The organism is Flaviramulus basaltis, assembly GCF_900114265.1.
GTDB classification, from domain to species: Bacteria; Bacteroidota; Bacteroidia; order Flavobacteriales; family Flavobacteriaceae; genus Flaviramulus; species Flaviramulus basaltis.
Genome location: NZ_FPKV01000004.1, coordinates 57,134 through 82,752, shown reverse-complemented (window position 1 = coordinate 82,752; position 25,619 = coordinate 57,134). Strand labels below are relative to the sequence as shown.

Annotated in this window: 20 protein-coding genes and 1 tRNA gene; 13 read left to right on the top strand and 8 right to left on the bottom strand. The window is 31.0% G+C overall.

Going from position 1 to position 25,619, the window contains the following annotated elements; all coding sequences use genetic code 11:
* Positions 1-37 precede the first annotated feature (37 nt).
* Both BT151_RS15430 and BT151_RS15425 read left to right on the top strand, forming a co-directional pair.
* Entirely contained in the window at positions 38-1,876 is a 1,839-nt protein-coding gene (locus BT151_RS15430) for a family 43 glycosylhydrolase (RefSeq protein WP_072403258.1), read from the top strand.
* A 7-nt stretch (positions 1,877-1,883) separates the two neighbouring features.
* Positions 1,884-2,705: an endonuclease/exonuclease/phosphatase family protein gene (locus tag BT151_RS15425; protein ID WP_072403464.1), complete on the top strand. Its 822-nt coding sequence runs from the start codon at positions 1,884-1,886 to the stop codon at positions 2,703-2,705.
* Positions 2,706-2,791: 86 nt separating this feature from the next.
* Here BT151_RS15425 and BT151_RS15420 read toward each other — a convergent pair whose 3' ends face one another.
* Positions 2,792-3,481, bottom strand: coding sequence for an NUDIX hydrolase (locus tag BT151_RS15420; RefSeq protein ID WP_072403257.1), 690 nt, complete (start codon positions 3,479-3,481; stop codon positions 2,792-2,794).
* Positions 3,482-3,610: 129 nt separating this feature from the next.
* On the opposite strand from BT151_RS15420, the gene BT151_RS15415 reads away from it, so the two are divergent.
* The 5 genes from BT151_RS15415 (at position 3,611) to BT151_RS15395 (ending at position 10,380) form a co-directional block, all read left to right on the top strand.
* Positions 3,611-5,302 carry a ribulokinase gene (locus BT151_RS15415; RefSeq protein WP_072403256.1) on the top strand — a complete coding sequence of 564 codons (1,692 nt, stop codon included), beginning with the start codon at positions 3,611-3,613 and terminating at the stop codon, positions 5,300-5,302.
* Positions 5,286-5,987 carry an L-ribulose-5-phosphate 4-epimerase gene (locus tag BT151_RS15410; protein WP_072403255.1) on the top strand — a complete coding sequence of 234 codons (702 nt, stop codon included), beginning with the start codon at positions 5,286-5,288 and terminating at the stop codon, positions 5,985-5,987. Before BT151_RS15415 ends, BT151_RS15410 begins: the two co-directional genes overlap by 17 nt.
* A 20-nt stretch (positions 5,988-6,007) precedes the next feature.
* The gene (gene araA, locus BT151_RS15405) at positions 6,008-7,516 is read left to right on the top strand and encodes an L-arabinose isomerase (RefSeq protein WP_072403254.1); all 1,509 of its coding nucleotides are present in this window, start codon (positions 6,008-6,010) and stop codon (positions 7,514-7,516) included.
* Positions 7,517-7,540: 24 nt separating this feature from the next.
* Positions 7,541-8,725: an aldose epimerase family protein gene (locus tag BT151_RS15400; RefSeq protein WP_072403253.1), complete on the top strand. Its 1,185-nt coding sequence runs from the start codon at positions 7,541-7,543 to the stop codon at positions 8,723-8,725.
* Between the two features lie 89 nt (positions 8,726-8,814).
* A complete protein-coding gene (locus tag BT151_RS15395) occupies positions 8,815-10,380 on the top strand; it encodes a solute:sodium symporter family transporter (RefSeq protein WP_072403252.1) in 1,566 nt (521 codons plus the stop codon).
* A gap of 439 nt (positions 10,381-10,819) precedes the next feature.
* On the opposite strand, the gene BT151_RS15390 is transcribed toward BT151_RS15395, so the two are convergent.
* Positions 10,820-10,904 (bottom strand) — tRNA-Ser (locus tag BT151_RS15390).
* A 185-nt stretch (positions 10,905-11,089) separates the two neighbouring features.
* Between BT151_RS15390 and BT151_RS15385 the strand changes: the two genes are divergently transcribed.
* The 4 genes from BT151_RS15385 (at position 11,090) to BT151_RS15370 (ending at position 15,290) form a co-directional block, all read left to right on the top strand.
* Positions 11,090-11,719 (top strand): NAD(P)H-dependent oxidoreductase, encoded by a 630-nt coding sequence (locus BT151_RS15385; RefSeq protein ID WP_072403251.1) that lies wholly within the window; start codon positions 11,090-11,092, stop codon positions 11,717-11,719.
* A 137-nt stretch (positions 11,720-11,856) separates the two neighbouring features.
* On the top strand, positions 11,857-13,056 hold the full coding sequence (locus tag BT151_RS15380; RefSeq protein ID WP_072403250.1) for a DegT/DnrJ/EryC1/StrS family aminotransferase: 1,200 nt from the start codon (positions 11,857-11,859) through the stop codon (positions 13,054-13,056).
* Between the two features lie 4 nt (positions 13,057-13,060).
* A complete protein-coding gene (locus tag BT151_RS15375) occupies positions 13,061-14,191 on the top strand; it encodes a hypothetical protein (protein ID WP_143144328.1) in 1,131 nt (376 codons plus the stop codon).
* 145 nt (positions 14,192-14,336) lie between these two features.
* Positions 14,337-15,290: a hypothetical protein gene (locus BT151_RS15370; RefSeq protein WP_072403248.1), complete on the top strand. Its 954-nt coding sequence runs from the start codon at positions 14,337-14,339 to the stop codon at positions 15,288-15,290.
* On the opposite strand, the gene ribB is transcribed toward BT151_RS15370, so the two are convergent.
* The 6 genes from ribB to tpx all read right to left on the bottom strand — a co-directional run bounded on the left by ribB (position 15,287) and on the right by tpx (position 22,406).
* A complete protein-coding gene (ribB, locus tag BT151_RS15365; RefSeq protein WP_072403463.1) occupies positions 15,287-16,432 on the bottom strand; it encodes a 3,4-dihydroxy-2-butanone-4-phosphate synthase in 1,146 nt (381 codons plus the stop codon). The two genes, BT151_RS15370 and ribB, sit on opposite strands and share 4 nt — an antisense overlap.
* 31 nt (positions 16,433-16,463) lie before the next feature.
* The gene (locus BT151_RS15360) at positions 16,464-18,425 is read right to left on the bottom strand and encodes an LptF/LptG family permease (protein WP_084647995.1); all 1,962 of its coding nucleotides are present in this window, start codon (positions 18,423-18,425) and stop codon (positions 16,464-16,466) included.
* Positions 18,426-18,430: 5 nt separating this feature from the next.
* On the bottom strand, positions 18,431-19,066 hold the full coding sequence (locus tag BT151_RS15355) for an outer membrane lipoprotein periplasmic chaperone LolA1 (protein ID WP_072403461.1): 636 nt from the start codon (positions 19,064-19,066) through the stop codon (positions 18,431-18,433).
* Between the two features lie 13 nt (positions 19,067-19,079).
* Positions 19,080-21,461, bottom strand: coding sequence for a DNA translocase FtsK (locus BT151_RS15350; protein ID WP_072403247.1), 2,382 nt, complete (start codon positions 21,459-21,461; stop codon positions 19,080-19,082).
* A gap of 63 nt (positions 21,462-21,524) precedes the next feature.
* Complete coding sequence (locus BT151_RS15345) at positions 21,525-21,893, bottom strand: diacylglycerol kinase family protein (protein WP_072403246.1); 369 nt, start codon at positions 21,891-21,893, stop codon at positions 21,525-21,527.
* Positions 21,894-21,902: 9 nt separating this feature from the next.
* Positions 21,903-22,406 (bottom strand): thiol peroxidase, encoded by a 504-nt coding sequence (gene tpx, locus BT151_RS15340; protein WP_072403245.1) that lies wholly within the window; start codon positions 22,404-22,406, stop codon positions 21,903-21,905.
* 147 nt (positions 22,407-22,553) lie between these two features.
* On the opposite strand from tpx, the gene BT151_RS15335 reads away from it, so the two are divergent.
* Together BT151_RS15335 and katG are read left to right on the top strand one after the other, a co-directional pair.
* Positions 22,554-23,132 carry a fasciclin domain-containing protein gene (locus BT151_RS15335; RefSeq protein WP_143144327.1) on the top strand — a complete coding sequence of 193 codons (579 nt, stop codon included), beginning with the start codon at positions 22,554-22,556 and terminating at the stop codon, positions 23,130-23,132.
* A 215-nt stretch (positions 23,133-23,347) separates the two neighbouring features.
* Positions 23,348-25,591, top strand: coding sequence for a catalase/peroxidase HPI (gene katG / locus BT151_RS15330; RefSeq protein ID WP_072403243.1), 2,244 nt, complete (start codon positions 23,348-23,350; stop codon positions 25,589-25,591).
* The last annotated feature ends 28 nt before the right edge of the window (positions 25,592-25,619 follow it).

Sequence of the window (25,619 nt, the reverse complement as noted above, 5' to 3'; positions counted from 1 at the left end):
CAGTATCCCAAAATCAACATCATTGAAATCTACTAATATGAAATATCTACAAATCACTATACTATTATTACTAATTTTCTCTTGTAAAAAGCAATCAGAAAATAATAATTTAGTTGAAGAAAAGCCAGTTGTAAAAATTAAAAAAAGAGACTATAAAACCTACTGTAATCCTGTAGATATAGATTATTCTTATATGTCACATTATAGAGCTAAAAACAAAGTATCTTATCGTTCTGGTGCAGATCCTGCTTTAGTTAATTTTAAAGGAAAGTATTACATGTTCGTAACGCGTTCTCATGGGTATTGGATGAGTGATGATATGAGTAATTGGACATTTATTAAACCACAAAGTTGGTATTTTGAAGGCTGTAATGCGCCAGCTGCAGCTGTAAAAGATGGAAAAATAATTGTTTATGGAGATCCTTCGGGAAGTGGTCCAATTATAGAAACAGATAATCCTGAATTAGGAGATTGGAAAACTAATTTTGCAGTATTAGATCCACCAGGTGGTATTCAAGATCCAGATTTATTTGTAGATGATGATGGTAAAGTATATCTATATGAAGAATCATCAAATAAATGGCCAATTCGTGTGGTTGAGTTAGATGCAGATAACTATTATGTGCCAATGGGAGAGGAGAAAGATTTATTCAATTTGCACCCAGATAATTATGGTTGGGAGCGTTTTGGTCAAGATCATAAATCGGATATTGAGCCTTATTTAGAAGGCCCTTGGATGGTAAAACATAACGATACTTATTATCTAGAATATGGTGCGCCAGGAACCCAATGGAATGTTTATGCCGATGGTGTACGAACCAGTAAAAGCCCGTTTGGTCCTTTTGAATATGCACCATATAATCCCATTTCATACAAACCAGGAGGTTTTTTAAAAGGTTCTGGTCATGGAAGTACAGTAAAAGATAACAATGGAAATTACTGGCATTATGCAACTATGGCGATTTCTGTAAATTATAAATTCGAACGAAGAATTGGTATGTATCCTGCTGGTTTTGAAGAAAACGGTCAAATGTATGTGAATACAGCTTATGGCGATTATCCGCATTTTTTACCAGATACCAAAGTAGATAAGCATAAAGAGCGTTTTACAGGTTGGATGTTGTTGTCTTATAATAAGCCTGTTAAAACTAATTCGCCTTTAGTAACTAAAGAAATAAATGTTGTAGATGAAAGTGATAGTGGTTATATGTTAGGGCAAATAAGAGAGTTTGATATCGCTAAAATTAATGATGAGGAAATTCGTTCGTATTGGGTTTCGGAAGCAAATAACGATTCCATTTATGTTGAGGTTGATTTAGAGAAGAAGATGAGTGTAAAAGCTATTCAAATTAATTTTCAGGATTTTAATAGTGATATTTACGGTAGACCAGACGATTTAAAACAGCAGTTTGTTATTGAAGGTTCTCTCGATGGAAAAAAATGGGAAACTATTTCAGATTATTCAGAAAACACACGAGATATGCCTCATGGATACATTGAATTAAAAGATGCTGTAGATGTGAGATACATTCGTTATAATCATGTGTATTGCAGTAATAATTACTTGTCAATTTCAGAATTTAGAATCTTTGGAAATGGTTATGAAGCCAAACCACAAGCACCTTCTCATTTTAAAGTTGAACGACAAAAAGATAAAAGAAATACCAATTTAACCTGGGATAAAGTTGATGGAGCAACAGGTTATGTTATTTATTGGGGAATTTCAAAAGATAAGCTCAATCTTTCAGCATTAATGTATCACACACCAAATTACGAGTTACGCGCGTTAACAAAAGACCAGAGTTATTATTACCAAGTAGAAGCATTTAATGAAAACGGAATTTCAAAAAAAAGTGATATTTTGTACACTAAATAATTTTAAAATGAAACTTCTTCTCGTTATTTATGTAGTATTTTCAAGTTTGAGTTTTGCTCAAAGTTATTCAGTAATGACTTATAATATTAAGCTTGATTACCCAAAAGAAGGAGAAAATAGTTGGGCGAATAGAAAGTCTTTTTTTATCAATCAAATAAAGTTTTACGAACCTGATGTTCTTGGAGTTCAAGAAGCGATGCCAAATCAAATGAAAGATATGGATAGTCTTTTGGTAGATTATAGCTTTGTTGGAGTAGGAAGAGATAATGGAAAAAATGAGGGTGAATATTCTGCTATTTTTTACAAAAAAAATAAACTCAATGTTTTAAAATCCTCAACTTTTTGGCTCTCTGAAACACCAGAAAAAGTCTCTATGGGCTGGGATGCTGTTTGCAATAGAGTATGTACTTATGTTTTACTTGAAAATAAAGAAACAAAACAAAATTTTTTAGTGTTTAACACACATTTTGACCATGTAGGTGTTATTGCCAGAAAAAAGAGTGCCATTTTAATTATTAATAAGATTAGAGAAATAAACACAAATAAACTACCTGTAATTTTAATGGGAGATTTTAATATGGAAAGCAAACATGAAAGTATTGAGTTTATTCTTGAAAATTTAAAAGATTCTAATACTATTGCAAAAACTAGGTTTGGACCAACAGGAACTTTTAATGGCTTTAAGTTTCATGAACCCGTAACACAACGTATTGACTTCATTTTTGTAAGCTTTGATATTTCTGTAAATAAATATGCTGTTTTAAGCGATAATTGGAATTTACAATATCCTTCAGATCATTTGCCAGTTTATATACAATTGGATTTATGAATAGTGAATAAAATATTAATTGATTTATTCCTCATAAGAAAACGATAATTTTAAAAACTGCAGGTTGCTAGTTTAAAACATAAACCCTATAGTTTTAGATAAAAACTATTAGTTTGTTTTTCATCGTATTTAGCTTTTTCGAATTGAAAAAGAAATGAGCCTTTAGTAGAAGATGTCATATCTTTTTCTTTTAACTTTATTAATATATCCATAGAGTTTATTTTATTAATAAAGTTTCTTTTATCTAGTTCTTTATCTAGTATTGTTTCATATAGTTTTTGAAGTTGACGCATTGTAAATTTTTCTGGTAAGAGTTCAAATCCAATGGGGCTTATAGATGTGCGTCTTCTTAGTCGCTTAATTGCTTTATCTAGCATATCATTGTGATCAAAAATTAAATTAGGAACTTCTGATAGGCTAAACCATTTGGCATTATAATTTTCTATTAACTCCTCATTATGCTTTTCAATATTTATAATAGCATAATAGGATGTTGAAATAGTTCTTTCCACAGGATCACGATTAACTTCACTAAAAGTATATAATTGTTCCATGTAAATATTTTGCATACCCGTTAATCTATTGAGTATGCGTATAGCGGCATCATCTAGAGTTTCAACCTTTTTTAAAAAACCACCCATCAAAGACCATTTACCTTTTTCAGGTTCAAAATCTCTTTGAATTAAAAGCACTTTTAAGTCTTCATCATTAAAACCAAAAATTATACAATCTACAGCATGAAAAATTTTATCATCAGGATTATATCCAACCATCATATGTACATTAATTTAAGCTAATATATTGTTTTTTTATTATATCCGAGATATCAATCATTTCATAAGTGTTATAAATACACTTATAATAAATTATTGTTTATATTTGTTTAAAGCAAATAAGTAAAAAATATGAAATCATACGTAATAGGGCTAGATTATGGATCAGATTCTGTAAGAGCTGTATTAATTGATACTCAGAATGGAGTGGAGTTAGCTTCAGAGGTGTTTATATATCCACGATGGAAAAAACAACAATATTGTAATCCTAGAATAAACCAGTTTAGACAACATCCACTTGATCATATAGAAGGTTTAGAACACACTATTAAGTCTGTTATTTCACAAAGTCAAGTATCTCCAGAATTGGTTGTTAGTATTTGTATTGATACAACAGGTTCATCGCCTCTTCCACTTACAAAAGATGGAATACCTTTAGCATTAGTTGATGGTTTTAAAGAAAATCCAAATGCATTAATGGTACTTTGGAAAGATCATACAGCAGTAAAAGAAGCTAATGAGATTAATGAGTTAGCTAGAAGTTGGGGAGGAGAAGATTACACCAAATTTGAAGGAGGAATTTATTCTTCAGAATGGTTTTGGGCAAAGATTTTACAGGTTGCTAGAGAAGATAAGACTGTTAAAGAAGCGGCACATACCTGGATGGAGCATTGCGATTATATGACTTACATGTTAGCAGATCACAAAGATTTAACAACTTTTAAAAGAAGTAGATGTGCTGCAGGACATAAAGCTATGTGGCATAAAAGCTGGAATGGTTTACCTGATGAAGCTTTTTTAACTCAGTTAGATCCTTACTTAGCGGAATTAAGAGAAAACCTGTACAAAGAGACTTATACTTCTGATGAAATTGCAGGTCATTTAAATCAGGAATGGGCAGATAAATTAGGTTTAACCACTAAAACAGTTATTGCTGTTGGTACTTTTGATGCACATTCAGGAGCAGTTGGAGCCAAAATAGATGCTCACACATTAGTTCGCGTTATGGGAACTTCAACTTGTGATATTATGGTTGCAGAAGAAGAACTAATTGGCGATAATTGCATAAAAGGTATTTGTGGTCAAGTAGATGGTTCTGTTATTCCTGGATTAGTAGGTTTAGAAGCTGGTCAATCTGCTTTTGGAGATGTATTAGCTTGGTTTAAAGATGTTTTATCTTGGCCAATAGATAATTTAGTTATGACATCATCGGTTCTTTCTGATGAACAAAAAATAAAGCTTCAAGATGAAATTGATGCTAATTTTATAAGAACATTAGCAGTACAAGCAGAACAAATTTCGTTAGAAGACGCTATGCCAATAGCATTAGATTGGGTGAATGGACGTAGAACTCCAGATGCTAATCAAGAATTAAAAGCAGCAATTTCAGGTATTTCTTTAGGAACAAAAGCACCACATATTTTTAAGGCATTAGTTAATGCCATTTGTTTTGGTTCTAAAATGATTGTAGATCGTTTTGAAGGTGAAGGTGTAAAAATCGAATCTGTTATTGGTATTGGAGGTGTAGCACGTAAATCACCATTTATTATGCAAACATTAGCAAATGTATTAAACATGCCAATTAAAGTAGCCGAGTCGGACCAAGCGCCAGCTTTGGGAGCAGCTATTTATGCTGCAGTTGCCGCAGGAGTTTATGATAATGTTATAGAGGCAAGTAAGGTTATGGGAAGCGATTTTGAAGCTGAATATTTTCCACAGACCAACAATATAAAAACGTACTCAAACTTAATGGAATCATACAAAGTATTAAGCGAGTTTGTAGAACAAACCATAAAAAGAAAACAATATGAGTTCCAAGTATAAATCACTTAAAGAAGAATGCTATGAGGCAAATATGCAGCTTAATGCATTAGATCTTGTCGTGTATACATTTGGAAATGTAAGCGCAGTTGATAGAGGTAATGGGGTGTTTGCTATTAAGCCAAGTGGTGTACCTTATGAAACTTTAAAACCAGAAAATATTATCATTTTAGATTACGATAATAATATAGTTGAAGGGACTATGCGTCCTTCATCAGACACAAAAACACATTCCTTTTTATATAAAAACTGGGAAGATATTGGAGGTATTGCTCACACACATGCAAAATTTTCTTGTGCTTGGGCTCAAGCACAAAAAGACGTACCAATTTTTGGTACGACACATGCAGATCATTTAACTACAGATATACCTTGTGCACCACCAATGAGCGATGATTTAATAGAAGGAAATTACGAACACAACACAGGTATTCAAATACTAAACTGTTTCAAGGATAAAAATTTATCTCACAAAGAAGTAGAAATGATTTTAATAGGAAATCATGGACCTTTTACTTGGGGTAAAAATGCAGCCAAAGCAGTTTATAATAGTAAAGTGTTAGAAGTGGTTGCAGAAATGGCTTATTTAACACTTCAAATTAACCCAGAAGCACAGCGATTAAAAGATTCATTAATAAAAAAACATTATGAGCGGAAGCATGGTAAAAACGCTTATTACGGACAATAATTAAAAATTATAATAAATAAATGATTGATATATCTAATAAAGAAATTTGGTTTGTAACAGGTAGTCAACACCTTTACGGAGAAGAAACGTTAAATCAAGTTGCAAAAAATTCACAAGACATAGCAAAAGGGTTAGACGCTTCAAATTACATTCCTGTTAAAGTAGTCTTTAAACAAACAGTAAAAACACCTTCAGAAATTACTTCGCTTTGTGAAGCTGCTAACGCTTCAAAAGACTGTGTTGGAATTATTACTTGGATGCACACGTTTTCACCTGCAAAAATGTGGATAGCTGGTTTAAATATTTTAAACAAACCTTTGTGTCATTTACATACACAGTTTAATGCAGAAATTCCTTGGAATGAAATAGATATGGATTTTATGAATCTAAATCAATCGGCTCATGGAGACCGAGAGTTTGGTTACATCATGTCAAGAATGCGAATCAAACGAAAAGTAGTTGTAGGGCATTGGAAGGAAGAACGTGTTCATAATAAAATAGGTGTTTGGTCTAGAGTTGCTTTAGGATGGGACGAAATGCGGAACCTAAAAGTCGCTCGTATTGGAGATAATATGCGTGAAGTAGCAGTTACTGATGGCGATAAAGTAGAAGCTCAAATACGTTTTGGAATGTCTGTAAATGGATATGATTCTTCAGATGTTACAGCAAAAATTGATGAGGTTACAGAGCAACAAATAAATGACTTAATTAAAGTTTACGAAACAGAATATAATTTATCAGATAACCTAAAAGTTGATGGAAGTATGAGAGATTCTCTTACTGAAGCTGCGAAAATAGAAATAGGATTACGTTCCTTTTTAGACGAAGGTGATTTTAAAGCATTTACAGATACTTTTGAAAACTTAGGAGACTTAAAGCAATTACCAGGTTTAGCTGTACAACGTTTAATGGCAGATGGATATGGGTTTGGTGGAGAAGGAGACTGGAAAACTGCAGCTATGGTAAGAGTAATGAAAGTAATGGCATATGGTTTAGAAGGAGGTACCTCGTTTATGGAAGATTACACCTATCATTTTACACCACAAAAAGCCTATGTTTTAGGATCTCATATGTTAGAAATTTGTCCATCTATTTCAGAAGCAAAACCATCTTGTGAGGTTCATCCATTAGGAATTGGTGGAAAAGCAGATCCTGTGCGTTTAGTATTTAACTCGCCAGAAGGAGCTGCAATCAATGCCTCTTTAGTAGATATGGGTAACCGTTTTAGACTTATTGTAAATGAAGTTGAAGCAGTAAAACCAATGGGAGATTTACCAAAATTACCAGTAGCACGCGTACTTTGGGAAGCAAAACCTAATTTAGATATTGCAGCAACAACATGGATTTTAGCTGGTGGAGCACATCATACGGTGTATTCTCAAGCTATTACTACTGAATATATGGAGGATTTTGCAGATATCGCAGGTATTGAATTATTAGTTATTGATCAAGATACTAAAGTACGACCATTTAAAGATTCTATGAATGCAAACGAAGCCTATTATAATATGTTTCAGCATCGTTTATAATAACCAACTAAAAACTATTTCATGATGAAAAACTTAAAACCTGTTTTATTTTATTTAGTATTTGCTTTTGCTGCAACTATTAACATGCAATGTAAAGATAATAAAAAAGAAGAAACACCTGAAGCGTCAGAAACTATTGTAAAAGAAAAATTAGCTATAGAAAAATCAGAATTTGGTAAAACAGAAGATGGCATTTCAATTGAACAATATGCATTAAAAAATGCTAATGGTATTGAAATGAATGTGATTACTTATGGAGGAAGAATAACGTCTTTAAAAGTACCAAACAAAAATGGCGACTTAGAAAATGTAGTTTTAGGGTTTGATAATATTGAAGATTATCAAAAAGATAATCCGTTTTTTGGAGCTTTAATTGGACGTTATGGAAATCGAATTGCAAAAGGAAAATTTACTTTAGAAGGTAATGAATACAATTTAGCAACTAACGATGGTTCTAATCATTTACATGGCGGTGTTAATGGTTATGATAGAGTAATTTGGAAAGCAGAACCAATTAAAGAAATGGAAAATTCATCATTAAGATTAACGTATTTAAGTAAAGATGGAGAAGAAGGTTATCCAGGTAATTTAAATATTACGGTAGTCTATACCTTAACTAAAGACAATGCTGTAGAAGTGACTTACGAAGCTACTACAGACAAAACTACTGTTGTAAATTTAACTCAACATGCTTATTTCAATTTAACTGGAGATTTTTCAAAAGATATTTTAGGTCATGATGTTGTATTGAATGCAGATGCATATTTGCCAGTAGATGCGACTTTAATTCCAACTGGAGAAATTAAAAAAGTAGAAGGAACACCATTCGATTTTACTTCATCTAAAAAAATAGGTAAAGAAATTAATACTGATAATGAGCAATTAAAATTAGGTAAAGGTTATGACCATTGCTGGGTTTTAAATGGAGAAAAAGACGCTATGCGTTTTGCAGCTTCAGCATACGATGAGGCTAGTGGGCGTTTCATGGAGGTTTTTTCTGATGAGCCTGGAATACAATTCTATACAGGAAATTTTTTAGATGGTACTTTACCAATGCCTAATGGAGGAACTTATGGACATAGAACAGGGTTTTGTCTAGAAACACAACACTTTCCAGATTCACCAAACCAGAATGAATTTCCATCAGTAATTTTAAAACCAGGAGAAACTTATTCCACTAAAACAACATTTAAATTTTCTGTAAAATAGCAATATTTAAGTGTGCATTTAAAAATCAACTAACTAACTAACTAACTAACTAACTAACTAACTAACTAACTAACTAACTAAATTAAATTATGGGAATGTTATCTTTTGTTGCTTTTACATTATTAGTAGCAGTTATAGCTTGGTGGTCTACAAGAAAGACTGATGAAAAGTCTTCAGATGGCTATTTTTTAGCTGGAAGAAGTTTAACTGGTCCTGTTATTGCAGGTTCACTATTACTTACTAACCTTTCAACTGAACAAATTGTTGGAATGAATGGTGTATCATTTAGAGACGGTATACCAATTATGGCTTATGAAGTTGTAGCTGCAATTGCTATGGTTTTTACGGCATTTGTATTATTACCAAAATATCTAAAAAGTGGAATTGCTACTATTCCACAATTTTTAGAAAATAGATATGGTAAATCAACCAAGACTATTGTTTCCTTACTGTTTCTTTTAGGTTATGCTATTTCTATGTTGCCAACTGTTCTTTATTCAGGTGCATTAGCAATAAACACGATGTTTGATATTCCTGAATCACTAGGAATGGATGCAGAATCAACACTTTGGGTTACAGTTTGGACTATTGGTATAATAGGTAGTATTTATGCTATTTTTGGAGGCTTAAAGGCGGTAGCCGTATCAGATTCCATTAATGCAGTAGGCTTAATTGTTGGAGGTTCGTTAATTCCAATTTTTGGTTTAATGAAAATAGGTGATGGTAATGTTTTTAGAGGATTAAAAACATTAACTACAGCGCTTCCAGAGAAGTTCGATATTATTGGAGGTCCAGATTCAGATGTACCATTTTGGACTCTTTTTACAGGAATGATAATAGTTAACTTTTATTATTGGGGAACCAACCAAGCCATTATTCAAAGAGCTCTTGGTGCCAAAAATTTAAAAGAAGGCCAAAAAGGACTTTTATTAGCAGCATTTATTAAAATTCTCGGACCTTTTATTGTAGTGCTTCCGGGTATTATAGCGTTCTATATTTTTAATGGTGATTTAGCGAATGCAGATGAAGCATATCCTATGGTTGTTAAAGCGGTACTGCCAGTAGCTTTTATTGGTTTTTTTGCAGCGGTGTTGTTTGGAGCTATCTTAAGTTCTTTTAATAGTGCATTAAATAGTTCGGTAACTTTATTTGGACTTGATTTTTATAAAGAATACATTAATAAGAATGCTTCAGAAATTCAAGTAGTAAAAGCAGGTAAAATATTTGGTATTGTTTTAGCTTTATTTTCTATGGGTATTGCTCCTTTACTTTATGGGGTTGAAGGAGGTATATTTACCTATCTTCAAGAGTTAAATGGTACACATAGTGTTCCTATTTTAGCTATTGTTATTGTTGGTATATTTTCTAAACGTGTTTCTGGAAAAGCTGCAAATATTGCTATTTTATTTAGTGTAGTCACTTATTTAATTACATTATATGTTATTAAACCTAATATTAGTTTCTTGCATCTAATGGGTATATTATTTGTACTAACAATAATTATAATGTTTGTTGTTAGTAAATTTTATCCAAGAGAAACAGATTATAGTCAAGAATACACTAAACAAGTTGATATTGTGCCATGGAAACATTTAAAACCTGTTGGTTATGCTATTATTGCCGCAGTTATTGGACTTTATATTTATTTATCTTAAATTATATATTTAATATGTCTTCTTAAAATATGTAGGTTGATCTATTATAAAAAAACAGAGAAATTACTTTCTCTGTTTTTTTATTAAATGTAGGAAGTAAATGATTAGAGATTACGATTAAAAGTTTTTAGTCCAACATAAAAACTTGTCTAAAAAAAAGATACTATAAATGTTCTATTTATTTTTAAGAGCCATTTTCTAGAATATAAGGTCATTTAAAAATGCTTCTAAGTTAAGTGTAAGATGTTAAAAATTAATGTTTTAAATACTTGTGAAAGGTTTTTGTACATTAATAGTGTTTTTATCACTTTAAATTTAAACATACTTTTTGGGTTAGTCTAAAATTGTTTAATTTTCTGAGTATTTGACTAATTGGTGAGAAATTATTGAATAAAAAAACCGTAAAAACTTATTATTTAAGTAATTACGGTTTAACTAGCGGAGAAAGAGGGATTCGAACCCCCGGAGGTGTGACCCTCAACAGTTTTCAAGACTGCCGCATTCGACCGCTCTGCCATTTCTCCTTGAGCGCCTCATCAGCTATTCGCTGAATGCGGGTGCAAATATAGAACCCTTTTTTAATTCTTTCAAATAAAATATCACTTTTTTAAAAATATTTTTTTTGATGACACTATTCCTTTATTTTATCATTTTTTTACCTTAAAAACACCAATCAAGTATTATTTTTGCTTAACTATATTTAACTTATATGGATATTATTAAGCATTTGAAGTGGCGCTACGCAACTAAAAAATTTGATACTTCTAAGAAGCTATCTAAAAACCAAATAAATACACTAAAGGAGGCCTTTAATTTAACAGCGACTTCATTTGGTCTACAAACAATTTCTTTAGTTATTCTTGAAGACGATATTTTGCGAGAACCTTTGATAGAACATGCTTTTTATCAGAAACAAGTATTAGAAGCTTCACACCTTTTTGTAATTTGTATTCAAGAAAACATATTAAATGATGATGTGGTTTCGTATTACGATAACATAAAAAAGATACGCAATACCTCAGAAACTATCTTAAAACCTTACCGAGAGAGTTTAATAAAAACTATTAAAGACATGTCTGTAACAGAACGTCAACAATGGTCAAAAAATCAAGCTTACATAGCACTTGGCAATTTAATGGCGGTTTGTGCTGTAGAAGGAATTGATTCTTGCCCTATGGAAGGATTTATACCCGAAAAGTACGATGAATTACTTGGTTTAAACAAAAGAGGATTAAAATCTATTTTATTACTTCCTGTGGGATTTAGAGCGAAAGATGATATGTTTTCAGAATTTAAAAAAGTTAGAAAACCTATCGAAGAAACAATTATAGAACTATAAAATAAAATTAATGTTTTGGGCGTTACCACAAGGGTCGGGCTTTATGTTGCAATCTTTTTTAGAAAATTAAAAAAGGATTTCCTCTACAATCCCTAACGCAAAAGCATCCAATTCAACATTAAAAATAAAATAATATTATGCCAGGATTTGAATTATTTGGAGATGCCGAAAGAAAAGAAGTTAACGATGTTTTAGAAAATGGTGTGTTAATGCGCTATGGTTTTGATGGTATGAGAAATGGTCATTGGAAGGCTAAAGAACTCGAATCTGAATTACAAAACACATTTCAATCTAATCATGTGCAATTAGTTTCAAGCGGAACTGCTGCAGTATCTGTAGCTTTAGCTTCTGCTGGAGTAGGTGCAGGAGATGAGGTTATTATGCCAACATTTACATTTGTAGCCAGTTTCGAAGCTATAATGATGCTTGGCGCCATTCCTGTTTTAGTTGATATAGATGATACATTAACATTAAACCCTAAAGCCGTTGAGGCCGCAATTACATCAAAAACTAAAGCTGTTATGGTGGTGCAAATGTGTGGAAGTATGGGAGATATGAATGCTTTACAAAATGTTTGCAACAAAAACAATTTGCTTTTAGTGGAAGATGCATGTCAAGCCATAGGAGGGACATACAACGGGAAACCATTGGGAAGCATAGGCGATTTAGGTTGTTTTTCATTCGATTTTGTAAAAACGATAACTTGTGGTGAAGGAGGAGCAGTTATAACAAATAATAAAGATTATTATATTAATGCAGATCATTATAGTGATCATGGTCATGATCATGTAGGTAATGATAGAGGTGCAGAAACCCATCCGTTTTTAGGTTATAATTTTAGAATTTCAGAGCTACATGCTGCGGTTGGTTTAGCGCAAGTAAAACGCTTACCAGAATTTCTTGATATTCAAAAGAATAATTATATTGTAATTCGTGAGGCTTTATCAGTAATTCCAGAAGTTACTTTTAGAACTGTTCCTGAAGTAGGTGAAGAAAGTTATGCATTTTTGAATTTCTTTTTGCCAGATTTAGAAACTGCTCGTAAAACATCAGAAGCTTTTAAGAAAAATGGAGTAGATGCTTGTTTTCATTATTATGATAATAATTGGCATTACATAAGAAAGTGGAATCATTTAAAAGATATGAAATCACTTTTCCCAATTTCTGCTGAAGTAAAAAAAGGATTGGAATATCTTCAGACTAAAGAATACCCTCAATCAGACCATTACATTGCACGAAATATTTCTTGCTTAATAAAACTCTCTTGGACTAAAGAAGAGGTTATAGCTAGGGCAAATAAAATGGTTGAAATTATTAATGATATATGTAAAAAATAAAGAAATGTTTAGGCTGAGAAAATATTTAGTATTCTTTTTTTTAATTCATTCATTTGTAGTTCTTTCTCAAGAATCAGATTATCACATAGTTAATCTATTGCCAATTGAAAATGATACTATAGAAGATGTAAACTTTTATGTTTCAAAAATTATTGATAATAGAGTTTATAAAGACAATTTAGGAATTGCCCAAAAAGGGGTTTTTAATAGAAAAGTACTTTCTAAATTTGACAAGCCTTTTGAAGAGGAATTAATGGAGTATTTCAATGTTGTATTTCCTCCAGATTCCAAAAAAGAACCTCTTGTAATAAGGGTGAATCAATTACTAATTTCAGAAAAAACAGGTGCATTTAAAGAAACAGGAAAAGCTATTGCGAATTTAGATGTATTAAGCTTTAAAGATGATGTTTATTATTTTTTAGAAAGTTTTTCTGGTTATGCAGAAAAGAATAGTGCAGATGTAACAGGAAAGCACGATAATAGAATTAGGCAGGTTTTAAAAAACTGCTTAATGGATTTTAATGATATAGATTATAAAACTAAACCTAAAAGACCAATCTCTATAGAAGTTACGAGTATCCCTGTTGTTTTAAATGAACCATTAAATAAAGGTTTTTTTACTTCTTTTTCAGAATTGTATGCCAATGAACCATTTGAAGATTCTTTAATTAAATTTAAGGATAATAGTCATCGTTCTAATAAACTTTTTTTAGAAGATAGGTCTCATAAAAGGACTTTATATTATGCCTATTCAGATGGGGAAAACATCTATTTAAATGCTAGTAATTATTCTGGAGAAAAACACTTTGTTAAAACAGAGTTAATAGATAAATATTTATTATTTAATGATGCATTCATTAACCAGGATAAGGCAACTGGAATGTCTTTAGCTTTTGGAGTATTAGGACTTTTAGTGTCTAATACTCAAAGTAATGTGCTTTTAGATTTATATAATGGTCAATATTATATTTTAGATAATTTTAAAATAAGACTGTTACTTAAAAATGATTATCCTGAATTGTACAAAGAATACAAGAAAAATTCCAATGATGTTAATTTGCTTAAGTCTATTTTAGAGCAACTTTATAAGGGTGGACAAAGTGGTAAAATAGAACAAATTTTAAAAGAACCTTAGTACTTTTAAAATTTGTAAACAGAACTACTTAAATTTTCTGTAATTAAAATTAAACGTAATTATTGATATTTAAATAATCAAAAAAAGGGATAAATAAATAATTAGTATATTTATCTTAATAATTTGATATTTAATACATTACGTCATGATTAATACTTCTTATAATAAATTAGTTCCTTTTTTAATATTTATTTCTTTAATTTTTAACTGTAAAAATTTTAATAAGTCTAACCAAGAAACACTAGATTATACAGAAAAAAAATCAAATAAATTTATAGACTACACTACTGTTTCTATGGAATTTAAAGGACCTGATACTATTCCTTCAGGTTGGAATAGTATTAAATATGAGAATAAATCTAACGAAACACATTTTTTAGTTTTTGAAAAATATCCTGAAGGAAAAACTATAGACAGTACAAAGTCACAAGTGTTTCCGGTGTTTGATAAAGGAATGGATTTAATTAATGCAGGGAAAAACGAAGAAGGTTTTACTGCATTTAATAGTCTTCCAGCATGGTTTTTTCAAGTTGCTTTTAATGGAGGTGTTGGTTTAGTTTCTCCTAACGAAAAGGCTATATCAACAATTCAATTAAATTCTGGTAGATATTTAATTGAATGTTATGTAAAGATGCCTAATGGTAAATTTCATTCTGTTATGGGAATGTGTAAAGAAATTATTGTATCAGATGCTTCTAGTGGCATTGAAGAGCCAAAACCAACTTTAGATATCAATATTTCATCAGAAAAAGGTATAGAGTTTAATCCTAGTATAAAATCTGGAAAGCATATAATTCGTGTAAATTTTTTAGATCAAAAACTTCATGAACACTTTTTAGGGCATGATGTGAATTTAGTAAGATTAAATGAAACAGCTAATCTCGAAGAATTAGAATCTTGGATGAATTGGGCTACTCCAAAAGGTTTAATAACTCCAGCACCTCAAGGTGTTACTTTTTTAGGCGGATTACAAGAAATGCCTTCAGGACATAAAGGATATTTTTCAGTAGAACTTAAAAAAGGAAAATACGCACTAGTTTCTGAAGTGCCAGCTTCAAAAAGTAAAAATATGTTTAAAGTTTTTGAGGTATTAGACTAATACTTCACATATTCAACAATTTCTAAACCATAACCAATTAAACCAACGCGTTTAGTTTGTTCTGTATTAGAAATTAAACGTAGCTTGTGTATATTTAAATCATGTAGTATTTGGGCACCAATACCAAAATCTCTGTTGTCCATATCTATTCTTGGTGCTTTGGTAATTTTATTAGGTTTCTGGTTTTCTTTTAAAAACGATAATCTATTTAAAATATTCATAGATTGCGATTCTTGATTTATAAAGATAATGGCACCTTTCCCTTCATTATTAATAACCTTAAACATATTCTCTAATTGTTCATCTACGTTGTTGGTTAAGGTTCCTAATATATCGTTGTTTATCAATGTAGAATTTATTCGAGTAGGAACTTCTTCATAATCTTTCCATATACCTTTAGTTAGTGCTATATGTATTTGATTATTAGTAGTTTGTTTATATGCTCTTAGTCTAAAACTTCCAAAGCGAGTTTCTATTTCAAAATCTTCTTTTTTCTCAATTAAAGAGTCGTGTTGCATTCTATAAGCTACTAAATCTTCAATCGAAACAATTTTTAAATCAAGCTTTTTTGCAACTTCAAAAAGTTCTGGTAAACGTGCCATAGAACCATCTTCATTCATGATTTCTACAATAACACCTGCTGGTTGTAAACCTGCTAATCTTGCAAAATCTATGGCTGCTTCAGTATGTCCAGTTCTACGTAAAACACCACCTTCTTTAGCAACTAATGGAAAAATATGACCAGGTCTGGCTAATTCAAAAGGCTTTGTATTATCGTTAATAAGAGCTTTAACCGTTTTTGCTCTATCGCTTGCAGAAATACCTGTTGTAACACCATTACCTCTTAGATCTACTGATACTGTAAAGGCAGTTTCCATAGGGTCGGTATTATTGCGCACCATCATATTTAAATCTAGCTCTTTACATCTTTTTTCCGTTAGAGGTGCACATATAAGACCTCTACCGTGTGTTGCCATAAAGTTTATCATTTCTGGTGTTACTTTATCGGCAGCAGCTAAAAAATCTCCTTCATTTTCACGGTTTTCGTCATCAACAACTATAATAACTTTTCCGTTTCTTATATCGTCTATGGCTTCATGTATTGTGTTTAATTTAAACTTTGAAGCTTTTTTTTGTGTCATGGTTTCTGCTATCATTTTGCAAAGATATTGCTTATTTTAAAGATTCTAAACAATTTAGTTTTAAGTCTTCTTTTATTTTTTCATTTAAAAATATGTAGGTAATCATATATAACGGAAAACCTAATATTAAAAGAAATAGATTTGGCTTTTTTTGTTTCTTCTTAATTTGTGAGTAAAACTTAAAAATATTGACTAAAGATTTTATATAATAAATTATAAATAATGCTAAGGAGACTATACTAAGCTGAATTGAGGCTGATGCTAATGAAGGCATTTTATTATTCTTAAAAACGAAATGAAGAATAAGCAGCACTATTCCAATAGCGTATAAAACAATCGCAAATCTACTGTGTGGTTTATAATCTAATTTTATTATGGCTTCAGAAGTATCATAACTATCATTAATAGTTAATCCAATATTGCGTAAATCTGATATAGAATTTCCTCTTGCATTTAAAACTTTTAATGCTTCGTATCTACAAGCATTATCATGTCCAAGTGCTTCATAATTAGTAATTACATCTATTAATTCCTCATTTTTGTATGAAGCTAAAAACTTGTAATCAACACTATTATTTTCTTTTATTTTTAGGGCTCTTTTTAAAGGTTGAATAATACTATCAAAATCGAATAAGCCTTTATCAGCAGTAGCTCTTTTAGTTAAAAAGATGCCAAGAGGAAGCATAACTAAGGTTGAAAACCAACTAGCTAAAATTGGATTAAAACCACCTTTTTTAGCACTGTTTGTAGCAAAAATACCAATAAAGTGGTAGGTTAAAAACAAAAGTATAGCAATTACCATAGGTAAACCAATACCTCCTTTTCTAATTAAAGCACCTAATGGAGCGCCAACAAAAAATAAAATAATACATGCAAAACCTAAAGCAAATTTTTCGTGTAAAGAAATAAGGTGTCTACTTAGTTGCTCTTTTTGTACTTTGAATATAGTTTCTTTTGAAGAAATAATTTGTTTTGGGTTGTTTATAGACCTTGAAGTAACATCTAGTAATTCTAATTTCTTTTTTGTACTAAAAACATCTAAAAGGTTACCTGTGTTAACAGAGTCTTTGTTTTGTTTAAAGGGAATATAGCTATTGTTAATAAGGCTTGATCGTTGATGTAAATTTTTTGCAAAAGATTGATTGTCAACCTCTGTTTTTTCTATTATTGAATCAATAGATTTATTTAATCCAATAACATCTAGCATGTTATATTTATCGGTTTGTGATTTTTCATCAAAATCAACATTATTCAATTGTGATAAATCTATATTGATAATCTTTTTCTCAAAGCTACTCTTAGCAAAAGGTTTTTTATTTCTAGCTTTTATATCTTTTTGATAAACATCACTATAATAATGTCCATCTAATAAAATAAGCTTTAAAACATTTGAGTTTTTGCTACTTACAAACTCTCCAGTTTTCGATATTATTACTGTAGCATTAGTACGGCCATCATTGCCTTTTAAATGGATGGTTACATCTTCTAAATATCTGTCACCAATCTTTTTTTCTGCTTTAATGTTATAATTTCCAATTTCATTAAATTGTCCTTCAGCTATAGCCATTGCAGGCTTTAATTTAGCTATATTTCTGCGTAAATTATATGAGTTTAATTCTGCCCAAGGAATAACATTATTTGAAAAGAAAAAAGTTGTAATGGCTATTATAACTATAAAAATACTTAAACCAGACATAGCGCGTTGTAATGAAATACCTGTAGATTTCATTGCAGCAAACTCGTAGTTTTCAGCAAAACTTCCAAAAACCATTATTGATGATAAAAGAATAGTAAGTGGTAATACAAGTGGAATTAGCTTAGGCATAAAATAAATTAAAAACTTCATTATTACCATAATATCCAAATCCTTACCGGCCAACTCTTTTATGTAAAGCCAAATGGTTTGTAAAATAAATATCAGCATGAGTATAACAAACACGCTGACAAAAGTTTTTAGATATGTGGTTAGTATGTAACGGTCTAATATTTTCAAAGGACCTAGTCTAATTTATTGATGTAATAATCTTTGTATTTATTGGCATCAAAGGTAAATAAGGTTTTTGATAATGGGGTATTTGTTTTAAAAGAATTTACAGTAAGTGTTGTTTTTGTCCCATTTTTTCCAACTTGAATTAAATTGTAAATATGTTTTGTCTGTGCATCTATGCCTAAAAGGATATTTTTAATTTCAGAATTAGAATCAATAGGTGTTAGTTTAACATATTGAATTTTTCTACCGTTTATATTTTGTTCAATATCTAGTTTGTACATGTAACCATCTTCATAAAAAGACAACATTTTGCTAGGTGTAATAGCATCATTTTCATCATCATTTTCAGAGGAAACGGTTACTTCTTCATCTTCTGTACTAATACTGTATAATTTTTTACCGTCAAAAAGGCGAGTTATTCCCAAGATGTTCAATTTATATTTATCACCCTCCATAACCACATCACCTTTAGTTTCTTGCTTTATGTTTTCAGATATATTTTCTAAAGTGTATTTAAATTCAATAGAAATATTCTTATAACTCTTTACTTTTCCAGAAACTTCATTTAATAAATCGCGCCCTTTATTTTGAGCAAAAACTGAAACCGAAAGTGTTAATAATACTAATGTTATAAATTTTTTCATTGCTTTTTTTAAATTATATTTCATTTTCTAAAAGTTTGTCTAAGGCCGCTAAATCTGTCACTAAAACTTGTCTAGCTTTACTACCTTCAAAAGGACCTACTATTCCTGCAGCTTCTAATTGATCAATTAAACGTCCAGCTCTATTGTAACCTAGTTTTAATTTACGTTGTAATAATGAGGCTGAACCTTGTTGTGCTGTAACAATTACGATTGCGGCATCTTTAAATAGTTTGTCTCTATCTGAGATGTCTACATCAAGACTTGTGCCACTTTCTTCGCCAACATACTCAGGTAATAAGTAAGCTTCAGGATATGCTTTTTGAGAGCCAATATAATCTGTTATCTTTTCAACTTCTGGTGTGTCTACAAAAGCACATTGTACACGAATAACATCGTTTCCTTGTGTAAATAACATATCACCTCTACCAATAAGTTGGTCGGCTCCAGAGCCATCTAGAATAGTTCTAGAATCTATTTTTGATGTTACCCTAAAAGCTACCCTTGCAGGGAAATTGGCTTTGATAATACCTGTAATAACATTAACCGAAGGGCGTTGAGTAGCAATAATTAAATGAATACCAATGGCTCGAGCTAATTGTGCTAAACGAGCAATAGGTGTTTCAACCTCTTTTCCGGCAGTCATAATTAAATCGGCAAACTCATCTACAACTAAAACAATATATGGTAAAAATTGATGCCCATCATTAGGATTTAGTTTTCTTGCTTTAAATTTTGTATTGTATTCTGCAATGTTTCTACATAAAGCATTTTTAAGAAGTTCATAACGGTTATCCATTTCAATACAAAGAGAATTTAGTGTATTAATAACCTTTGTATTGTCTGTTATAATAGCATCTTCACTATCTGGAAGTTTTGCTAAATAATGGCGTTCAATTTTATTAAAAAGAGTAAGTTCTACTTTTTTAGGATCGACTAAAATAAATTTAACTTCAGCCGGATGCTTTTTATAAAGAAGCGAGGTTAATACAGCATTTAATCCAACCGATTTACCTTGTCCTGTAGCACCTGCCATAAGCAAGTGAGGCATTTTTGCTAAATCTACCACAAAGGTTTCGTTACTAATGGTTTTTCCTAAGGCAATAGGAAGTTGCATTTCGGAGCTTTGAAATTTCTTTGAAGCAATAACAGAGCGCATAGATACTATAGTAGAGTTTTTATTTGGTACTTCTATACCAATAGTTCCTTTACCAGGTATTGGGGCAATAATACGAATACCTAAAGCCGCTAATGAAAGCGCAATATCATCTTCTAAGTTTTTGATTTTAGAAATTCTAATACCTGCATCGGGCACAATTTCATAAAGTGTAACTGTGGGTCCAATAGTTGCTTTTATACTGGCAATTCCAATATTGTAATTTTTTAAAGTTTCTACAATTTTGTTTTTATTTTCTTCAAGTTCTTCTTGATTAATGGTAATACCTTCAGAATCATATTTTTTTAATAAATCTAAAGGTGGAAATTGGTATTTAGCTAATTCTAGAGTAGGATCGAATTGACCAAAATCTTCAACTAATTTATTAGCAAGATTATCTTTTTCTGAAACTTCTTCTTTAATCTCTTCTACCTTAATTTCTAGTTCTTCCTCTTCATCTTCTTCAACGATATTAACTTCTAATGGTGCTGTTTTTTCAGGTTTAGGTTCTTCTTTTTTAATTTTAGAATCTTCGTCTTCTAAAGGAATTTCAAATGCTGATTTGAAAGCTTCAGCTTCATCAGATAAATTATTATCTAACGGAACAATAACATTATCTTTTAATTCTGAAAATTCATCTTTTATATCTTTTTTAGCCGACTTGAAAATTTTTGTCAAACTCTCAAAAGTGACTTTAAATCGAATAGCTAAATAAGTAATTAGTCCAAATAGTAGTAGGAGTGAAGTGCCAATTTTACCTATATAATCTTGTAGAAATGTATTGACTTCATATCCAACAGTACCACCCAAAATATCACTTTTGTTTTTGAAGAAACCAAAAAGAATAGATAACCAAATGATGATAAAAATGCCCCAAAACCAATGTTTTCTTAGTTTTGATTTATTAAGATTCATTAATACATAAACACCAGAAAGGAAAATTAGTCCTGAAAATATAAATGAAGCAATACCAAAACCACGTTGAATAAAAAAATCGCTTAACCAAGCTCCAGATTTACTTAACCAGTTTTGAGTTTCTGTATCTCGAGATGTAAAATCGGTTAGAGTACTTTGGTCTGCTTCACCTGTGAAAAAGAAAGAAATAAAGGCAATACAAAGTATAATCCCGAATATTACTAGAAAGCTGCCTAAAACCAGTTTTTGTTGGCTAGATAGCTTTAAACTAGGCGTTTTTAATTTTTTTCTAGGTGCTTTTTTAGTCTTGGGTTTGCTTTTAGCCATTAATGCTTTTTAGTTTGAACAAAAATACAAATTACTAACGTTTATCCTAGAGGTAATCGTATATTAAAAAATTTTTGGAAGATAAATTATTAAGCCAATTATTACAGCAAAAACAGAAGCTATAAAAACTGCTCCTGCTGCAATATCTTTTATTAAACCTATTTTGTTATGATGTTCTGGGTGAACAAAATTCGCAATTTCTTCAATGGCTGTATTAACACCTTCAATACTCATTACTAGTCCAATAGCTAAAAGTTGTATAGCCCATTCATTTAATGATATACTAAAATAGAATCCAGCACCAGTAACTATTAATGCAATTACAAATTGTATTTTTATACTAGCTTCTGTTTTTAAAAGTAATAAAGCACCTTTAAAAGCATAACCAACACTTTTTAGCCTATTGATTAAGAAGGATTCTTTTTTAGTCATCAAAAAATATTACGAATATAAAGCCTCTAAAGCTGCTTTATAATTTGGTTCTTCCCCAGTTTCAGGAACTTGTTCATTGTAAAGTACTTTTCCGTTAGTATCTGCAACAATAACACATCTAGATAGTAAACCATCAAAAAGACCAGTTGTCATTATTAAACCGTAAGCTTTACCAAAAGCACCAGATTTAAAATCTGATAACATAACTACATTTTCTAAACCTTCGGCAGCACAAAATTGATCTTGAGCAAAAGGCAAATCTCTAGAAATACATAAAACTTTAGTGTTTTCTAATTCACTAGATTCTGTGTTAAATTGTCTAACTGAAGTTGCACAAACACCTGTATTTACACTCGGAAAAATATTTAGAACTAAATTACTGCCTTTAAAATCTTCTAATGTTTTGGTAGAAAGATCGGTAGCAATTAATTCAAAATTTGGAATTTGAGTTCCTGTTTCTGGTAAGTTTCCTGATGTTTCTATAGGGTTTCCGCCTATTGTTATTTTTGCCATTTTTTTGTTTTTATATTTTTTATAAAAGTAATAATAAATTAGTGGTTAAGATAAATAATGTTAATTGATGTTAAAATTTTAATATTTGAAAACCGACCTTTTTAAAACATCGTTTGTATAGTAAATAATTAATTTAAAATAAAAACTATGAAACGATTAAATCTGATTAAAAAAAGCATTCTTTTCTCTTTATTATTAACAGTATCAACTATTTTTTCTCAAAATAAGATGATGTCATCTGATACTAAAATGGTTGGAGGAGCAGAAATGTACCCTACAAAAAATATTGTAGAAAATGCAGTAAATTCTAAAGACCATACAACATTAGTTGCCGCAGTTAAAGCTGCCGATTTATTAGATGTATTAATGAGTGATGGACCTTTTACGGTTTTTGCTCCAACAAATGAAGCTTTTGCTAAATTACCTGAAGGAACAGTTGAAACCTTATTAAAGCCAGAAAACAAAGCAACTTTACAAACTGTTTTAAAATATCATGTTGTATCTGGAAAGTATAATGCAAAAGATATTATTAAACTCATTAAAAAAGGAAACGGAAAAGCTATGTTAAATACTGTAAGCGGAGGGACTTTAGTAGCTTGGATAAAAGATAAAGCAGTTTATATTACAGATGAAAACGGAAATTCAGCAATGGTTATAATTGCAGATGTAAATCAATCTAATGGTGTTATACATGTAATAGATACTGTAGTATTACCAAAGTCTTAAATTAGAGAGGTTCTTAATTTTTGATATAAAGCGTCTTAATTTATTTTAAGACGCTTTTATTGTTTTAGTTTATAGTTGTCGTGATATTTGATAGTTTTTATCAATCATTATATAATTTATAGGAATAAGTTAATGTTATTTTTCAGTATATTATTCTTAATTTTAAGGTGTAAAAATTATAACAAACACTAAAAATAACAATAAAGTCTAAAATAATGGAAAACTACAATCAACCTGAAAACGGAAAAGCATGGGATGTAAATGAATCGAGTGCAAAATGCCCATTTTTAAATGATCAAATGGATCACGTAGCTGGTGGAGGTACGAGTAATAAAGATTGGTGGCCTAATCAATTAAATTTAAGTATTCTACGTCAAAATTCAGATAAGGTAGATCCTATGGATAAGGATTTTAACTATGCAGAAGAGTTCAAAAAATTAGATTTAAATGCTGTTAAAAATGATATATATGAATTAATGACAAATAGTCAAGATTGGTGGCCTGCAGATTATGGTCATTATGGTCCTTTATTTATTCGTATGGCATGGCATAGTGCTGGTACTTATCGTATACAAGATGGTCGAGGAGGAGCAGGTTCGGGTTCACAACGTTTTGCACCACTTAACAGCTGGCCAGATAATGCTAACTTAGACAAGGCTCGTTTACTTTTATGGCCAGTTAAAAAGAAATATGGTAAAAAATTATCTTGGGCAGATTTACTTGTTTTAGCAGGGAATTGTGCTCATGAATCAATGGGATTAAAAATGTTTGGATTTGCAGGTGGACGTGAAGATGTTTGGCAACCTGAGGAAGATATATATTGGGGATCTGAAACAGAATGGCTTGGAAATAAAGAACGTTATGCAGAGGGAGATTTAGAAGGGCCTCTTGGTGCTGCGCATATGGGATTAATTTATGTAAACCCTGAAGGGCATAATGGTAATCCAGATCCACTAGAATCTGCTCATTATATTAGAGAAACATTTGGACGTATGGCTATGAACGATTATGAAACTGTTGCGCTAATTGCAGGAGGACATACTTTTGGTAAAACACATGGTGCTGCCGATCCAGAAAAATATGTAAAAGAAGAGCCAGCTGCTGCAGGTATTGAAGCTCAAAGTATGGGATGGAGCAATAGCTTTGGAACAGGTAATGGAGCAGATACCATTACTAGTGGTATTGAAGGAGCATGGACAAATACCCCAACAAAATGGAGTCACACTTATTTTGAAAACTTATTTGGTTATGATTGGGAATTAACTAAAAGTCCAGCAGGAGCTCATCAATGGAAACCAAAAAACAATGAAGGTGCAGGTACAGTTCCAGATGCACACAGACCAGATGTTAAGCATGCACCATTTATGTTAACAACAGATATTTCTTTAAAAATGGATCCTGCTTATGAAAAAATATCTAGACACTTTTTAGAAAACCCAAAAGAGTTTGCAGATGCTTACTCTAGAGCTTGGTTTAAATTAACGCATAGAGATATGGGACCAATAGATCGTTATTTAGGACCAGAAGTACCTCAAGAAGAATTACTATGGCAAGATCCTGTTCCTGCGGTTAATCATAAATTAATTGATGATCAAGATATAGCTGGATTAAAAGAAAACATCTTAGCTTCAGGTTTATCTATTGCCGAGTTAGTTTCAACAGCATGGGCATCGGCATCTACTTTTAGAGGTTCAGATAAACGTGGTGGCGCAAATGGAGCTCGTGTTAGATTAGAACCTCAAAGAAGTTGGAAAGCTAATAACCCTGAGCAATTAAGTAAAGTTTTAGATATACTTGGTCGTATTCAGAACGAATTTAACGAGTCTCAATCTGGTGATAAAAAAGTTTCTTTAGCGGATTTAATTGTTTTAGCAGGTTGTGCAGCTGTAGAGAAATCAGCTAAAAATGCTGGTTATAACATTAAAGTACCTTTTTCACCTGGTCGTACAGATGCAAGTGCAGAACAAACAGATATTGAGGCTTTTGAAGCTCTTGAGCCACATATAGATGGTTTCCGTAATTTCACTAAAAGAAAATATAGAGCAACAGCTGAAGAACTTTTATTAGATAAAGCGCAATTGTTAACGCTTACTGCGCCAGAAATGACTGTTTTGATTGGAGGTTTACGCGTACTAAATACTAATTTTGATCATTCTAAACACGGTGTATTTACTAACCGTCCTGAAACACTTACTAACGATTTCTTTGGAAATTTATTAGATTTTAATACAACATGGAAGTCCGTTTCTGAAGATGAGGAATTATTTGAAGGTAGAGATCGTAGTACAGGTGAAGTAAAATGGACAGGTACACGAGTGGATCTTATTTTTGGTTCTAATTCTGAATTACGTGCTATTGCTGAAGTTTACGCATGTGATGATGCTAATGAGCGATTTGTAAATGATTTTGTTAAAGTATGGGATAAAGTGATGAATTTAGATCGTTTTGATTTAAAATAATAACTGATTAATAATTTTTTTGAAAAGG

Excerpts from the sequence above, each read along its gene's own strand:
- BT151_RS15430 (WP_072403258.1), top strand. The coding sequence starts at position 38 with ATGAAATATCTACAAATCACTATACTATTATTACTAATTTTCTCTTGT.
- BT151_RS15385 (WP_072403251.1), top strand. The coding sequence starts at position 11,090 with ATGGATATTATTAAGCATTTGAAGTGGCGCTACGCAACTAAAAAATTT.
- araA (WP_072403254.1), top strand. The coding sequence starts at position 6,008 with ATGATTGATATATCTAATAAAGAAATTTGGTTTGTAACAGGTAGTCAA.
- BT151_RS15370 (WP_072403248.1), top strand. The coding sequence starts at position 14,337 with ATGATTAATACTTCTTATAATAAATTAGTTCCTTTTTTAATATTTATT.
- tpx (WP_072403245.1), bottom strand. The coding sequence starts at position 22,406 with ATGGCAAAAATAACAATAGGCGGAAACCCTATAGAAACATCAGGAAAC.
- BT151_RS15375 (WP_143144328.1), top strand. The coding sequence starts at position 13,061 with ATGTTTAGGCTGAGAAAATATTTAGTATTCTTTTTTTTAATTCATTCA.
- BT151_RS15350 (WP_072403247.1), bottom strand. The coding sequence starts at position 21,461 with ATGGCTAAAAGCAAACCCAAGACTAAAAAAGCACCTAGAAAAAAATTA.
- BT151_RS15355 (WP_072403461.1), bottom strand. The coding sequence starts at position 19,066 with ATGAAAAAATTTATAACATTAGTATTATTAACACTTTCGGTTTCAGTT.
- BT151_RS15420 (WP_072403257.1), bottom strand. The coding sequence starts at position 3,481 with ATGATGGTTGGATATAATCCTGATGATAAAATTTTTCATGCTGTAGAT.
- BT151_RS15425 (WP_072403464.1), top strand. The coding sequence starts at position 1,884 with ATGAAACTTCTTCTCGTTATTTATGTAGTATTTTCAAGTTTGAGTTTT.
- BT151_RS15415 (WP_072403256.1), top strand. The coding sequence starts at position 3,611 with ATGAAATCATACGTAATAGGGCTAGATTATGGATCAGATTCTGTAAGA.
- BT151_RS15400 (WP_072403253.1), top strand. The coding sequence starts at position 7,541 with ATGAAAAACTTAAAACCTGTTTTATTTTATTTAGTATTTGCTTTTGCT.
- katG (WP_072403243.1), top strand. The coding sequence starts at position 23,348 with ATGGAAAACTACAATCAACCTGAAAACGGAAAAGCATGGGATGTAAAT.
- BT151_RS15380 (WP_072403250.1), top strand. The coding sequence starts at position 11,857 with ATGCCAGGATTTGAATTATTTGGAGATGCCGAAAGAAAAGAAGTTAAC.
- BT151_RS15335 (WP_143144327.1), top strand. The coding sequence starts at position 22,554 with ATGAAACGATTAAATCTGATTAAAAAAAGCATTCTTTTCTCTTTATTA.
- BT151_RS15345 (WP_072403246.1), bottom strand. The coding sequence starts at position 21,893 with ATGACTAAAAAAGAATCCTTCTTAATCAATAGGCTAAAAAGTGTTGGT.
- BT151_RS15395 (WP_072403252.1), top strand. The coding sequence starts at position 8,815 with ATGGGAATGTTATCTTTTGTTGCTTTTACATTATTAGTAGCAGTTATA.
- ribB (WP_072403463.1), bottom strand. The coding sequence starts at position 16,432 with ATGACACAAAAAAAAGCTTCAAAGTTTAAATTAAACACAATACATGAA.
- BT151_RS15410 (WP_072403255.1), top strand. The coding sequence starts at position 5,286 with ATGAGTTCCAAGTATAAATCACTTAAAGAAGAATGCTATGAGGCAAAT.